This window comes from Streptomyces sp. NPDC001492 (assembly GCF_053597275.1).
Map to the genome: position 1 here is coordinate 1 of NZ_JBSFHW010000013.1, position 13,288 is coordinate 13,288.

The 13,288-nt window shown below is 69.7% G+C and carries 13 protein-coding genes; 9 read left to right on the forward strand and 4 right to left on the reverse strand.

Features of this window, described 5'->3' with window-relative positions; genetic code table 11:
* Positions 1-113: 113 nt before the first annotated feature.
* The 4 genes from ACWC1K_RS18170 to ACWC1K_RS18185 all read left to right on the forward strand — a co-directional run bounded on the left by ACWC1K_RS18170 (position 114) and on the right by ACWC1K_RS18185 (position 3,987).
* Entirely contained in the window at positions 114-758 is a 645-nt protein-coding gene (locus tag ACWC1K_RS18170; protein ID WP_450832460.1) for an HAD family hydrolase, read from the forward strand.
* A gap of 69 nt (positions 759-827) precedes the next feature.
* Positions 828-1,562 carry a VC0807 family protein gene (locus ACWC1K_RS18175; protein WP_450832462.1) on the forward strand — a complete coding sequence of 245 codons (735 nt, stop codon included), beginning with the start codon at positions 828-830 and terminating at the stop codon, positions 1,560-1,562.
* A gap of 78 nt (positions 1,563-1,640) precedes the next feature.
* Entirely contained in the window at positions 1,641-2,864 is a 1,224-nt protein-coding gene (locus ACWC1K_RS18180; RefSeq protein WP_450832464.1) for an MFS transporter, read from the forward strand.
* Complete coding sequence (locus ACWC1K_RS18185) at positions 2,815-3,987, forward strand: acetoin utilization protein AcuC (protein ID WP_450832465.1); 1,173 nt, start codon at positions 2,815-2,817, stop codon at positions 3,985-3,987. Before ACWC1K_RS18180 ends, ACWC1K_RS18185 begins: the two co-directional genes overlap by 50 nt.
* 35 nt (positions 3,988-4,022) lie before the next feature.
* Here the strand turns inward: ACWC1K_RS18185 and ACWC1K_RS18190 are convergent, their stop codons facing one another.
* Positions 4,023-4,466 carry a hypothetical protein gene (locus tag ACWC1K_RS18190; RefSeq protein WP_450832467.1) on the reverse strand — a complete coding sequence of 148 codons (444 nt, stop codon included), beginning with the start codon at positions 4,464-4,466 and terminating at the stop codon, positions 4,023-4,025.
* A gap of 203 nt (positions 4,467-4,669) precedes the next feature.
* Here ACWC1K_RS18190 and ACWC1K_RS18195 point away from each other — a divergent pair, with 203 nt between their 5' ends.
* The 5 genes from ACWC1K_RS18195 (at position 4,670) to ACWC1K_RS18215 (ending at position 8,487) form a co-directional block, all read left to right on the forward strand.
* Positions 4,670-5,485 carry a phosphatase gene (locus tag ACWC1K_RS18195; protein WP_450832469.1) on the forward strand — a complete coding sequence of 272 codons (816 nt, stop codon included), beginning with the start codon at positions 4,670-4,672 and terminating at the stop codon, positions 5,483-5,485.
* A 129-nt stretch (positions 5,486-5,614) separates the two neighbouring features.
* Positions 5,615-5,824 carry a helix-turn-helix domain-containing protein gene (locus ACWC1K_RS18200; protein ID WP_016437488.1) on the forward strand — a complete coding sequence of 70 codons (210 nt, stop codon included), beginning with the start codon at positions 5,615-5,617 and terminating at the stop codon, positions 5,822-5,824.
* A 155-nt stretch (positions 5,825-5,979) separates the two neighbouring features.
* Positions 5,980-6,078 carry a 30S ribosomal protein bS22 gene (locus ACWC1K_RS18205; RefSeq protein ID WP_003948845.1) on the forward strand — a complete coding sequence of 33 codons (99 nt, stop codon included), beginning with the start codon at positions 5,980-5,982 and terminating at the stop codon, positions 6,076-6,078.
* A gap of 280 nt (positions 6,079-6,358) precedes the next feature.
* A complete protein-coding gene (locus tag ACWC1K_RS18210) occupies positions 6,359-7,420 on the forward strand; it encodes an NAD-dependent epimerase/dehydratase family protein (protein WP_450832471.1) in 1,062 nt (353 codons plus the stop codon).
* Between the two features lie 14 nt (positions 7,421-7,434).
* Positions 7,435-8,487, forward strand: coding sequence for a lysophospholipid acyltransferase family protein (locus tag ACWC1K_RS18215; protein ID WP_450832473.1), 1,053 nt, complete (start codon positions 7,435-7,437; stop codon positions 8,485-8,487).
* A 233-nt stretch (positions 8,488-8,720) separates the two neighbouring features.
* Here ACWC1K_RS18215 and ACWC1K_RS18220 read toward each other — a convergent pair whose 3' ends face one another.
* From ACWC1K_RS18220 to ACWC1K_RS18230, 3 genes are all read right to left on the reverse strand, one after another.
* The gene (locus ACWC1K_RS18220) at positions 8,721-9,944 is read right to left on the reverse strand and encodes a DUF5667 domain-containing protein (RefSeq protein ID WP_450832475.1); all 1,224 of its coding nucleotides are present in this window, start codon (positions 9,942-9,944) and stop codon (positions 8,721-8,723) included.
* Between the two features lie 293 nt (positions 9,945-10,237).
* On the reverse strand, positions 10,238-11,014 hold the full coding sequence (locus ACWC1K_RS18225) for an ECF subfamily RNA polymerase sigma factor, BldN family (RefSeq protein WP_351462793.1): 777 nt from the start codon (positions 11,012-11,014) through the stop codon (positions 10,238-10,240).
* Positions 11,015-12,258: 1,244 nt separating this feature from the next.
* Positions 12,259-13,170 carry an HAD family hydrolase gene (locus ACWC1K_RS18230; protein ID WP_450832477.1) on the reverse strand — a complete coding sequence of 304 codons (912 nt, stop codon included), beginning with the start codon at positions 13,168-13,170 and terminating at the stop codon, positions 12,259-12,261.
* Positions 13,171-13,288: the final 118 nt, after the last annotated feature.

The window sequence follows — 13,288 nt, forward strand, 5'->3', positions numbered from 1 at the left end:
TGCAGGGGGGACCCTGTGGGAGAGTAGGACGCCGCCGAACAATTCTTGAGAAAACCCCCGCACCATTCGGTGCGGGGGTTTTCTGCGTTTCGGCTCAAGTTAGGCTCGGAGCCATGCGCTACGACCTCGTGATCTTCGACAACGACGGTGTCCTCGTCGACAGCGAGCCGATCTCCAACCGGCTCCTCGCCGACTACCTCACCGAGCTCGGGCACCCCACCTCCTACGAGGACTCCCTGCGCGACTACATGGGCGCCGCCATGCACCGCGTACACGACATGGTGGAGGAGCGGACCGGGCAGCGGTTGCCGGCAGACTTCGACGACGTCTTTCATGCGCGGGTCTTCGCCGCTTTCGAACGGGAGCTGAAGCCCGTCGCCGGGGCCACCGACGTACTGGAGAAGCTGGCGTCGGACGGGGTGGCGTACTGTGTCGCCTCCTCCGGGAGCCATGCGCGGATCCGGGTGGGGCATCGGACGACCGGGCTCGACCGGTGGTTCGGGGAGGAGCGGATCTTCAGTTCGGAGGATGTGGGGCGCGGGAAGCCGGCGCCCGATCTCTTCCTGTACGCGGCCGAGCGGATGGGGGTCGCGCCCGGGCGCTGTGTGGTCGTCGAGGACTCGCCGCTGGGCGTGCAGGCGGCTGTCGCGGCCCGGATGGACGTCTACGGGTTCACGGCCATGACGCCTGCCGAGCGGCTGGTGGGGGCCACTGGACTCTTCGGCTCCATGGGGGAGTTGTCAGGGCTGCTGCACTGACATTTGTCATGCCGAGCTCCGGACGATCGTTTCTACTGGCGACCGGGTGCCGGACGCGAAGCTAAGGGCATGACGACGAACACGGTGTCCCAGGGCCAGAGCAGCAACCAGACTCCCAGCGCGCTCGACAACCTCCGCCCGCTGATCGTGGATGTGGCGGTCCCGCTCGGTTCGTACTACCTGTTCAAGGACGCCTTCGGGATGAGCACCTTCGCGGCGCTCGCCTGGAGCAGCGTCGTCCCGGCGGTGCGGACCGTCTGGAGCGTGGTGAAGGAGCGCAGGACGAACGGGCTGGCGGGGCTGATCCTCGCCGTCAACGTGGTCTCCCTGCTGCTGAGCTTCGTCTCCGGCGACCCGCGGCTGATGCTCGCCAAGGACGGCGCGGTCAGCAGCACGGTCGGTATCGGCATCCTGGTCTCGGTGGCTCTCGGCCGGCCGATGATGACCGAGGGGATGAAGCCCTTCCTGGTGAAGGGTGACCCCAAGAAGGAGGCGGCGTGGCAGCGACTGGCCTCGGGCCGGGCAGCCGCCTCGGCCGACTTCCTGCGCAAGGAGCGGACGTTCTCCGTGGTCTGGGGCGTGGCCCTGCTCGCCGAGTGCGTGGCGCGGGTCGTGGGGGCGTACACCGTCCCCGTGGACACCATGGTCTGGCTCGGTGGCGTCATGATGGCCGGCGTGATGGTGCTGACCTTCGTCGTCAGCGGTGGGCTGGCCGCCGGACCGATGGAGGAGATGCTCCGCGCCGAGGTGGAGGCCGAGGCCGAGGAAGCGGCCGCACGGGACTCCATCGCCGTAGCCGCCTGACAGAGAAAGTAAAGCTGAGGGAAATTCATCTTTGGCTTGATCTACCCACAGGTAGCCCGGGGCCCTACGCTCGCCGCCATGACAGATGTGCTGCGGCGCGGTAGGGCCTCTTTGGCGTTCAGCTTCCTCGCCCAGGGCGCCACCTTTGCCCTTCTGGTGACCCGTATCCCGGCCATTCAGGACCGGTACGGGGTCTCCGACGCGCTGCTGCCCGTCTTCCTGGCCGCCGTGCCGATCCTGGCCGGTGTCGGGAGTGTGACGACCGAGCAGCTGGTGAAGCGGATACGGCCCGGGCTGCTGCTGCGGTGTCTGCAGCCCGTGGTGCTTCTGGCGCTCCTCGGCGTCGGGTCCGGCGATCACCTGGCCGAGCTGGGGATCGCGCTGGGGGCCTTCGGGCTGGCGGTGGGCGGGCTCGACGCCTCGATGAACATGCTCGGGGTGAGCCTGCAGCGGGTGTACGGGCGCAGCATCATGCTCAGCTTCCATGCCGCGTTCAGCCTGGGCGGGATCCTGGGGGCCTCGCTGGCCTGGGCGGGGGCGCACTGGCATCTGGCGCTGTGGGTGTCGTATCTGCCGGTCGTCGCCGTGCTGTTGCCGGCCACGCTGGTGGGGAGCCGGTGGTACATCGACTCCGGTGCCTCCGTCGACGTACCGGAACAGAGGGAGGGCCAGGCGCCGGGGCAGTCCATCGTCTTCAAGCTGCTGCTGCCGCTGTGTCTGGTGATGACCTTCGCGTACATCGGGGACTCGACCGTCTCCAACTGGAGTGCCAAGTATCTGAAGGATGTGCTCGGGAGCTCGGAGCAGCTGTCGACCGTGCCGTACAACGTCTACATGGTGACCACACTGCTGGGGCGGTCGCTCGGGGACCTGGGCGTACGGCGGTTCGGGGCGGTGGCGGTCGTGCGGCTGGGGGCGCTGGTGGCGGCGCTGGGGTTCGCGGTGGTGGCCCTCGCGCCGGGGGCGTGGGCGGGGATGCTCGGGTTCACGCTGGTGGGGCTGGGGCTGTGTGTGCTGGTGCCGCAGACCTTTGCGGCGGCCGGGCGGTTGTTCCCGCATGCGTCCGATGCGGCCGTCGCGAGGCTGAATGTGTTCAACTACGTCGGCTTTCTGATCGGCTCGCCGCTGGTGGGTGCGCTGGGGGATGCGTGGAGCTACCGCTGGGCCATGGTCGTGCCGATGGTGTTGGTGCTGGTGACCGTGGTCTACGCCAGGTCGTTCGCTCCTCAACCGGACCGATACGGTGGCGGGCATGAGCGGCCGCGCACAGCTGATGTGGGACGAGGCAGTAACGGGCTATGACTTCGGTCCGGACCATCCGATGGATCCGGTCCGGCTCGCCCTGACCAGGCGTCTTGTCGATGCCTTCGGGCTCGACAAGGAGGTCGAGGTGGTCGCGGCGAAGCCCGCCGGGGAGTCGACTTTGCGGCTCGTCCACCGGGAGGACTACGTCGACGCGGTGAAGGCGGCCTCGGCGGAGCCGGAGGCGGCGGACGAGGCGTACGGGCTGGGCACGATGGACGATCCCGCCTTCGCCGGGATGCACGAGGTGTCCGCGCTGATCGCCGGGCAGTCGGTGGGAGCCGCGGAGGCGGTGTGGCGCGGGGACGCGCTGCACGCGGTGAACTTCGCGGGCGGCCTGCACCATGCGATGCCGGGGACCGCCTCGGGGTTCTGCATCTACAACGACGCCGCGCTGGCGATCGCCCGGCTGCTGGAGCTGGGCGCCGAGCGCGTCGCGTACATCGATGTGGACGTGCATCACGGGGACGGTGTGCAGGCGGCCTTCTGGGAGGACCCGCGGGTGCTGACGATCTCGCTGCACGAGCATCCGCGGACTTTGTTTCCGCAGACCGGGTGGCCGGAGGAGACGGGTGCCGACTCGGCTGAGGGGTCGGCGGTCAATGTGGCGCTGCCGGCCGGGACCGGGGATGCCGGATGGCTGCGGGCCTTCCACGCCGTCGTACCGGAGCTGATCGCCGACTTCCGGCCGCAGGTGCTGGTGACGCAGCACGGGGCCGACACGCACTTCGAGGATCCGCTGGCGCATCTGGCGGTGTCGCTGGACGCGCAGCGGGCCGTGCAGGTCGCCTGCCATGAGCTTGCGCACGAGTACGCCGGCGGGAAGTGGGTCGCGCTGGGTGGTGGTGGATATGCGGTGGTCGAGGTCGTGCCGCGGTCGTGGACGCATCTGGTGGGGATCGCGGCGGGGCGGGAGATCGCGCCGGAGGCCGTGATCCCGGAGGGGTGGCGGCAGGAAGTGTTCGCGCGGACGCGGCAGTTGGCACCGGCGCGGATGACTGACGGGCGGTGGCCGGTGTCGTACCCCTCCTGGGAGGCGGGGTACGACCCTGCGGACCGGTTGGATCAGGCGGTGCTGGCTACGCGGAGGGCCGTTTACCCGTTGCGGGGGCTGCTGGCGTAGCCCGTGCGGCCGCGCCGGCAGGGCACCGCGGCGGCTCAGGTGCAGAGGCCGTTGTCCGAGGTGGAGTAGATGTCGTACGAGCCGCTCCAGGTCAGGCACTGGCCGTCGTCGGGGGCGTCCTTGTAGACCGGGCCCGCGTACGAGGTGTAGGAGCCGTAGTCCTTGGCCTGCCCGCTGCTGTAGGGCCAGGTGTCGAGCGTGACCTCCATGAAGACGCGGGCGCCCGGGGTGGTGCGGACGGTGACCGCGCAGACCTTGCCGGCGTCCTTGTTGAAGGTCACGAACGTGGTGGCCGGGATGGCCGACTGCGAGGTCGAGTGGATCGGTGTGGCCCGGATGGCCTCGTAGCCCTTGCCGCAGGCGCCGTTGTAGGCGGTGGGCGTGGCGGCCGCGGCCGGGGTGGTCGCGGCGAGTGTGCCGCCCAGGGCGAGGACGGCGAGGGCGCCGGCGGTGGCTGCCTTGCGACGGATCGACTTCATGGTGTTCCCCCTGTTGGCTGATCAGTGCGTGGGTGGCGGCTGGTCGTTGCCGGCCACGCATGATGAGACCCGGGAGGCCCCCGGACAGTTGTGGGTTGTTGTGTCCCTGTCCTGTCACCAGTGTCACGGGAGCCGTTACGCCAACTGTGCGGTGTTTGCGCGTTCGCATGCCCCTGCCCGGCCCCGTCCGCCACCATCGACGTGTGTTGAGCACCGGAGCCCTGCGGGCCCATCTTCTGGCCGCCCGTCTCGCCGGGCCCGTGGCCACCTCCCGGGAGGAGAGCCTGCGTAGCTATCGGTTGTTCGCCGCCGGCGACCCCCGCGTGATGATCGGGCTCGATCCCGAATGGACCTGGGCGCAGCGGGATTTGATCGAGTTGATGGCGGACAAGTGCGGGGTTTCGGCCGATCCACGGCATGTCTCCGGCCATGACGTGATCGATCCGGAGCGGACTCTGGCCGCCCTGGATGCCTTCGCGGACCGTCTGGCCGCAGCCGCCCAGCGCAGCGCCCCTGTGCTCCTCGGCACCGGTCACCCGCACCGGCTGCTCGGCTTCTACGCCGCCTTGGCGGACGCCCTGTCGGCGGCGGGATGTACCGTCCTCACACCGGCGCATGGTCACTGTGTCGACATAACGACCCGGTTCGGTCTACGCACGTACAACCTTGACTACGTACAAGGAGTCGCGCTGGTGCGGGAACCCGGCGCGCCTCGCCCCGGTTGTGCGACCGGCGCGCACACGCATTCACCGCTCCCGGTTCGTACCGCGCTGGCCGCAGCGGCCGAGGCCGGCGGGCCGCTTCCCGAGCTGGTGGTCGGGGACCACGGCTGGGTCTGCGGGGCAGGTCAGCTGGGGTTCGAGGCCATTGGGCTGGCCGATACGGACGACCCCGCGCTCTTCGTGGGAGAGGCCGAGGGGTCCGTGTCCGTCGTCGTTCCACTTGATGACGCCGTGCGGTCTGATTACTACCGGCCGCTTACCCGCTACGTACTCAATCGAGCGTGTCTGTCACAGTAGGCCGCCGATGGGTGCACCTCTTCCCCACTCGCATCACCCGCCCCTACATTGGGGAGTGAGCACGCAGCGACGAAGAGTCACCGGAAGGGGAAGCCGGTGGCCGTCGAGTGCGGAAGGTTCAGGTGTGTCATGGCTGCTGAGCAGAGGCCTCTGAGCGAGGTTCAGTTCCTTACCGTGGCGGAGGTCGCCTCGGTGATGCGAGTGTCGAAGATGACCGTGTACCGCTTGGTGCACAGCGGTCATCTGCCCGCGATCAGGGTGGGGCGGTCCTTCCGCGTCCCCGAGAACGCGGTTCACGAGTACCTCCGCGAGAGCTACGTGGGGGTGGAAACCGCCTGACGACGATCCCCCGGGGGGATCCTCAGGGCTCTTCTGGATCTCCCCCGGCATCCTCGATTACGACCTCAGCGCTCGGGCGGGTAGGCTGACCCCTCGTAGGTCGTATGGGCCCATGGCGCCCAGCACCGAGTGATGAGAAGTGAGCGAGGGTAGTCGTGGGCTCTGTTATCAAGAAGCGGCGCAAGCGGATGGCCAAGAAGAAGCACCGCAAGCTGCTCAAGCGCACGCGCGTTCAGCGTCGCAACAAGAAGTAGGCGACGCTCCAGGAGCGTGTTCTGTGGCCCCCCACCGCAACCGGTGGGGGGCCACATGCGTTTGGAGTTCACAGGAGCTGACAGAAGCGCACGGGACCTCACACAAGGCCTGTGCGTACGCACGTGCCTCACGTGGCTTGGTCTGTTCGTACGTCTGTGGATGTCGTCACTTCGTGCATTGGGTGGTCATCACAGCGCAACATCGACCCGCTAAGTTGGCCGCACACGGGGAACACGGCAGGCTACGGGTACTGGACGGGCTGGAAGGAAGGCGCAGATCTTGGGCAAGGTCGTGCTCGTGACCGGAGTGGCCCGCAGGCTTGGGGGCCGGTTCGTACGACGGATCCAGCGTGACCCGCAGGTGGACCGGGTCGTCGCCGTGGACGCGGTACCACCCGAGCACCACCTTGGCGGTGCCGATTTCATCCAGGCCGACATCCGGCAGCCCACCATCGCGCGCGTGCTCGCCGAGACGGGCGCCGACACGGTCGTCCACATGGATGTGAGCGCGACCGGGCTCGGCAGCGGCAGCCGGACGGCGATCAAGGAAACCAACGTCATCGGCACGATGCAGCTGCTCGGCGCCTGCCAGAAGTCGCCGACCGTGAAGCGGCTCGTCGTGAAGTCCAGTACGAACGTGTACGGGTCCGCGCCCCGTGACCCCGCGGTGTTCACCGAGACGACCCCGCCCAAGTCCCTGCCGAGCGGCGGCTTCGCCAAGGACACCGTCGAGGTCGAGGGGTATGTACGGGGCTTCGCGCGGCGGCGGCCGGATGTGGCCGTGTGTGTGCTGCGGTTCGCGAACATCCTGGGGCCGACGGCCGACACGCCGCTCGCCTCCTACTTCGCGCTGCCGGTCCTGCCGACCGTGTTCGGCTACGACCCGCGGCTGCAGTTCGTGCACGAGGACGACGTGATCGAGGTGCTGCGGATCGCCTCGCACGAGCCGGAGCGGGGCACCCTCAACAGCGGCACCTTCAACATCGCCGGCGACGGCGTCCTGCTGCTCTCCCAGTGCTCCAGGCGGCTCGGCCGGCCCACCGTGCCGCTGCTGCTGCCCGCGGTCACCTGGGCGGGCTCCCTGGTGCGTACGCTGGGTATGACGGACTTCTCGCCCGAACAGATCCGGCTGCTGACCCACGGCCGGGTCGTGGCGACGGACCAGATGCGTGAGACGCTCGGATTCAAGCCGAAGTACACGACCGCGGAGACGTTCGCGGACTTCGCGCGCAGTCACGGACCCGGGCTCCTGCCGCCGGAGGCCCTTGCGGGGGCCGTCGACCGGATCGCCGCGCTGTCCCTGCCGGACAGCGGCCACCCCCCGACGCAGAGCGCCAACTGAGGAGCGCATCAACGATGGCGGATGCCAAGGTCATTCCGTTCGACGACGACCGGTCCCGTGGGAGCGCAGTACAGCGGCCGCCGCGCCGCCGGGGCGCGGGGAGCCGACGCAAGGCCAAGGAACCCGCGCTGGTCGGCGACGTCCAGCCACTGCCCAGCAGGGCGCGCACGCAGGATGATGTTCCTGTGACGCATGAGGAACAGCCGCCCCAGCGGCCGCAGAACGACGGCGGCCTGGAGCGGCGCGTCGCGAGCGGCCTGAGCTTCCTGCGCCGCCGCCTCACCGGCGACTACGAGGTCGACGACTTCGGCTATGACGAGGAGTTGACCGACCAGGTCCTGATGTCCCTGCTGCGGCCGGTGTACGAGAAGTACTTCCGGGTCGAGGTGAAGGGCATCGAGAACATCCCCTCGGAGGGCGGGGCGCTGATCGTCGCCAACCACTCGGGGACGCTCCCGCTGGACGGCCTGATGATGCAGGTCGCCGTCCACGACAACCATCCCGCGGGCCGCCATCTGCGCCTGCTCGCGGCGGACCTCGTCTTCATGTTGCCGGTGGTCAACGAACTGGCCCGCAAGCTGGGGCACACCCTGGCCTGCGCGGAGGACGCCGAACGGCTGCTGGGCCAGGGCGAGCTGGTCGGGGTCATGCCGGAGGGCTTCAAGGGCATCGGCAAGCCCTTCAGCGAGCGCTACAAGCTGCAGCGCTTCGGCCGCGGCGGCTTCGTCTCCACCGCCCTGCGGCACGGCACGCCGATCATCCCGTGCTCGATCGTCGGGGCGGAGGAGATCTACCCGATGATCGGCAACGCGAAGACTTTGGCGCGTCTGCTGGGCTTCCCGTACTTCCCGCTGACGCCGACCTTCCCGTGGCTGGGTCCGCTGGGTGCGGTGCCGTTGCCCACGAAGTGGACGATCCAGTTCGGCGAGCCGATCCCGACGGACAGCTATCCGCCGGAGGCGGCGGAGGACCCGATGCTGATGTTCAACCTGACGGACCAGGTGAGGGAGCAGATCCAGCACACGCTGTACAAGTTGCTGGTGCAGCGGCGGTCGGTGTTCTTCTGAGGCGGCGTGCTTCTGAGGCGGCGTCGGGGCCGCGGGCCGGCGGACGGAGTCCGGCGCAGCTGCTCGAAGCCTGCGAAGCAGTGCGAGGGCGGCAGATAAGAGGGGCCAAGTTGCTGGTGCAGCGGCGGTCGGTGTTCTTCTGAGGCGGCAGCGGCGGTCTGTGTTCTTCTGAGGGTTTTTCGTACGACGACGGGGGCGCCCTCTCCAGAAGGGCGCCCCCGCTGCCGTACGGGCTACTGGTTTGTTTCTCCGCTTTCGATGCCCAGGCCGGGGAGCAGGCCCGGGAGCAGGGGCGGGATTGTCACGTCCGGTTCGGTGGACGGGGACTTGGTGGACGAGGGGGAAGCGCTGCCGCTGTCCTTGGGCGGCTCGAGCAGGCCGCCGGTGCTGCCTCCGAGCAGGCCCTCGCCGGTGGAGCCGGCCGACTGGCTGGGGCTGCTGGAGTGGCTGTGCTTGGAGGAGCCGCTGCCGCTGCCGGATGCCGTCGGCCCCCGGCCGGAGCCGGGTGTCCCCTTGGTCGCCGCGCCCGAGCCGTGATGCTTGCCGTGGCCGCCGCCGTGGGCCGAGGACGGGGGCAGCAGGGACTGCAGCGGGGCGACCTCTTCGTCTATGGCGGCGAACACCGACGACACCTGGTTGCTGACGTCCCCGAGCTGGACCGGGAGCTTCTGGCGCAGGGCGCCCCAGACCTCGCGGTGCGAGCGTGAGAAGGCGGACAGGGCCTGGATGGGGCCGAGGGACCCGGGGTCGCGCTCATACGCCTCGTGCAGCAGCCGGTGGCCCTCGGACGCGTCGCGCGTCATGCCCGACAACGTGCGGCGGATCTCGCCGACGGACTCGTGGTCGAGGTGGCCGCCGCCGCGGCCGCGCTCCATCAGACGGCGGGCCTCGGCCAGCCGGGTGGAGGCCTGATCGAGGTAGGCCACTCCGCGCTCGTCGTCCCCCTGGGAGAGGTAGTTGAGCTTGAAGTCCTCGATGCCGCGTTTGAGTCCGTAGAGCGAGTCGCCGGGCAGGGCGTCCGAGCTCGCGGCGGCGACTCCGCCGAAGGCGCCCGCCGCGACGCCGACGCTGAGCCCGCCCGCGGCCAGGCCCTTGGTCAGCCGCGACCGCGGTCGCAGCTTGCCCAGTGGGCTTGCCCGGTGTGCGCCGCGGGAGCGCTGCTCGGGTACCGCCGTGTCCGCCGCCTCGCCGCCGGCGCCCTCCTGCACCATGGCCTCGAACGCGGCCACCAGTTGTGCTCGTTGGACGACCTTGACCTCGGGGTCGAGCGCCGGTCTGGGCAGCTCGCCGAGACCCTCCGCGAGGGCCAACAGACGGCCCTGCTCGGTCTGTTCCGCAGCAGCCGGGGCCGGGGCCGGTCCTTCGGACTGCTCGGCCGCCGTGCCCTGGTCCGGCTGCTCCTCCAGGGCCTGGGCGAAGGCGTTCGCCCGCCGGTGTGCCGATACGTTCGCGATCACTGGCGGCACCTCCTCTCGTGATGACGGTCGACTCCCCAGGGGGTCCTGAGGGTTGCACCCTCTGCCCGCATCCACACGATCGAGTGATCGGAGACGGCCAGGGAGTGACCACAGGGAGCCTGCATCCCGCACAACGAGTGTCTCGGCACTTGGGTTACGGACGACGGATGATCGGATCGGGAAGTCAACGGACTTTCACTGACAGCTAGTTGGGCATCACTGAGCGTGTACCGGCCTGTTCTGTCAGGTCCGGTGCGGGTGCCGGGTGCGTTTCCCGTGTGCCGTGCGTTCCGTCAGCGGGCGTCGTCCGGGAGGAGGCGGGCGAGGGTGCGTACGGCTCGGTACTGGAGGGTCTTGATGGCGCCCTCGTTCTTGCCCATCACGCGGGCGGTCTCGGCGACGGAGAGGCCCTGGAGGAAGCGGAGCGTCACGCACTCCTGCTGCTGGGGGTTGAGGCGTCGTACGGCCTCGAGCAGGGCGGCGTTGGAGAGGGACTCCAGGACGGAGTCCTCGGGGGAGCGCTCGACCTCGTTGGCGTCGAGCATCTCGCCGGTGGTCACCTCGAGGCGGAAGCGGCTCGACTTGAAGTGGTCGGCGACGAGGTTGCGGGCGATGGTGACCAGCCAGGCGCCGAAGTCGCGGCCCTGCCAGGTGAAGGTGCCGATGCGGCGCAGGGCACGCAGGAACGTCTCGCTGGTGAGGTCCTCGGCGGTGGCTTTGCCGCCGACGCGGTAGTAGATGTACCGGTACACGGTGTCGCTGTACTGGTCGTAGAGGCGGCCGAAGGCGTCGGCCTCGCCGGCCTGGGCGCGTTCGACGAGGTCCATCATCCGGGCGCTGTCGCTGTCCGCGGCCGGGCGGCGGGTGGTGGTGGCGCCGGCGGCGCGGCTGCGTCTGCCGACGGCGGCGGTGCTGCCGTCGGCGAGGGCGTAGCACGGGCCGACGGGGGTGCTGGCTACGGCTAGGGCGGGGACGGCGTACGCGGTGGGGACGAAGCCGCGCAACAGGTTGTGGACCGTTGCGCGCAGCGTAGCCAGGCCCGAGGCGTCAACCCCGACGTGTGGGTACACGGGACTCCCAGAGGCAGAGCTTCCATCACGTGCAGTGCGGGACCTTTCACCCGTCGTAGCGACGGAGGGGTACCGGTTTGCGTCTGAGGAGAATAACGCTTCGTACAGGCGCTGCTACACCCAGTTGCTCAAATCATCGATTACGTCGCTTCTGTAACCGATTGGCGGCGCATCAAGTGCCGTAGCGTGACTGATTGTTGATCGATATGGGTCTTGTTTCGAGTGGGAACGGGGCGTGTTGTGGCCGTGTGCAGCCAATGGGACTGGACAGGGGGTGTGGGGGTAGGCAGTGGGGATTGGCGTGTTCGGGGCGGGGCCGGTTGCGGTGTGATCAGGAGTGGTGCGGGTGTTGATGTTTTTCGCCCCCGCCGCCCCTACCCGTCCCGTCCCCAGGGGCTCCGCCCCTTCGACCCCGCCAGGGGCTCCGCCCCTTCGACCCCGCCAGGGGCTCCGCCCCTTCGACCCCGCCAGGGGCTCCGCCCCTGCACCCCGGCGGGGACTGCGTCCCCTGCACCCCTTGTGGGGCTCTGCCCCTGAACTCCGCCGGGGCTATGCCTCTGCACCCCTTGTGGGGCTCCGGCACCTGCGCCCCGGCGGGGACTGCGTCGCCTGCACCCCTTGTGGGGCTCCGCCCCTGAACCCCGCCGGGGCTATGCCTCTGCACCCCGCCGGGGCTATGCCTCTCCACCCGTTGTGGGGTTCCGGCACCTGCACCCCGCCGGGGCTTCGCCCCTGCACCTCGTCGGAGCTCCGCCTCTCCACCCTCTGTGGGGTTCCGGCCCCTGAACCTCGGTGGCGACCGTCCCCTGCACCCCGCCGGGGCTTCGCCCCGGACCCCGGTCGGCCTGAACGGCCTCGTCCTCAATCGCCGGACGGGCTGAGGTCTGGTGCGGCGCCGGAGCGGAGGGGGGCAACTGATGTGTGGCGCAAGGTATTTGTGCCGGGCGTCCGCTCACGATGCGCGGGTGTCAGTCCTCGGGTCGGCCTGCCGGCATTGCGCCGGGCGGTTGCCGGTGATCCGCCCTCGGGCCGGCCTGTCGGTACTGCGCCGGTTGCCGGTGGTCTGCCCTCGGGCCGGCCTGTCGGTACTGCGCCGGGCGGTTGCCGGTGGTCTGCCCGCGGGTCGGCCTGCTGGCACTGCGCCGGCCGTTGCCGGTGGTCTGTCCTCGGGGCGGCCTGGCGTACTGCATCGGGCGGTCGCCGGCGGGGCGGCTTGGAGTGCGGTGGTTGCTCGGCCGGGTGGGTCAGCGGCGGCGTTTGTGGAGGGCGATCGCTGCCGCTGTGCCGCCTGCCACTGCTCCTACGCCTGCCGCTGCGGGGATGCCGACCTTGGCTGCCTTGCGGCCGGTGCGGTAGTCGCGCAGGCGCCAGTCGAGTTTGCGGGCGTGCTTGCGGAGCTTGGTGTCGGGGTTGATCGCGTAGGGGTGGCCCACGAGGGAGAGCATGGGGATGTCGTTGTGGGAGTCGCTGTACGCGGCGCAGCGGGAGAGGTCGAGGCCTTCGGCGGCGGCGAGGGCGCGGACGGCTTCCGCCTTCGCGGGGCCGTGGAGGGGTTCGCCGACCAGTTTGCCGGTGTAGACGCCGTCGACGGACTCGGCCACCGTGCCCAGGGCGCCGGTGAGGCCGAGGCGGCGGGCGATCACCGTGGCGATCTCGACCGGGGCCGCGGTGACGAGCCACACCTTCTGGCCCGCGTCCAGGTGGGCCTGGGCGAGTGCGCGCGTACCCGGCCAGATGCGCTCGGCCATGTACTCGTCGTAGATCTCCTCGCCGATGGACTGGAGTTCCGCGACGCGGTGGCCCTTCACGATGGACAGGGCCGAGTCGCGGGCCTCCTGCATGTGCTCCGGGTCCTCGACGCCGGCCAGCCGGAACCACGCCTGCTGCCAGGCGAACCTGGCGAGGTCGCGCGTCTCGAAGAACTTGCGCTTGTAGAGGCCCCGCCCGAAGTGGAAGAGGGCGGCACCTTGCATCACGGTGTTGTCGAGGTCGAAGAAGGCTGCGGCCTTGTCGTCGCCGAGCACCGGGAACTCCGGTTCCTCCGGGGGGACGTCCTGCGAGGACTTGCGCGCAGCCTCTGCCGAGGCCTCGCCTGCCAACACGCTCCGCGCCGTGGCGGAGCGCCTACGGGGAGTGAGCCATCCGAGAGCGGCCATGCCCGTGAGCATAGCCAGTTTGTTCGGTGCCTCCAGACGCGACAGGTTTGGGGGTTGTGAACTCTCCGCGACCGCGTCGTTAAAGAACTGATCCGATCCGCCCGCTCCTTGGCGTTTT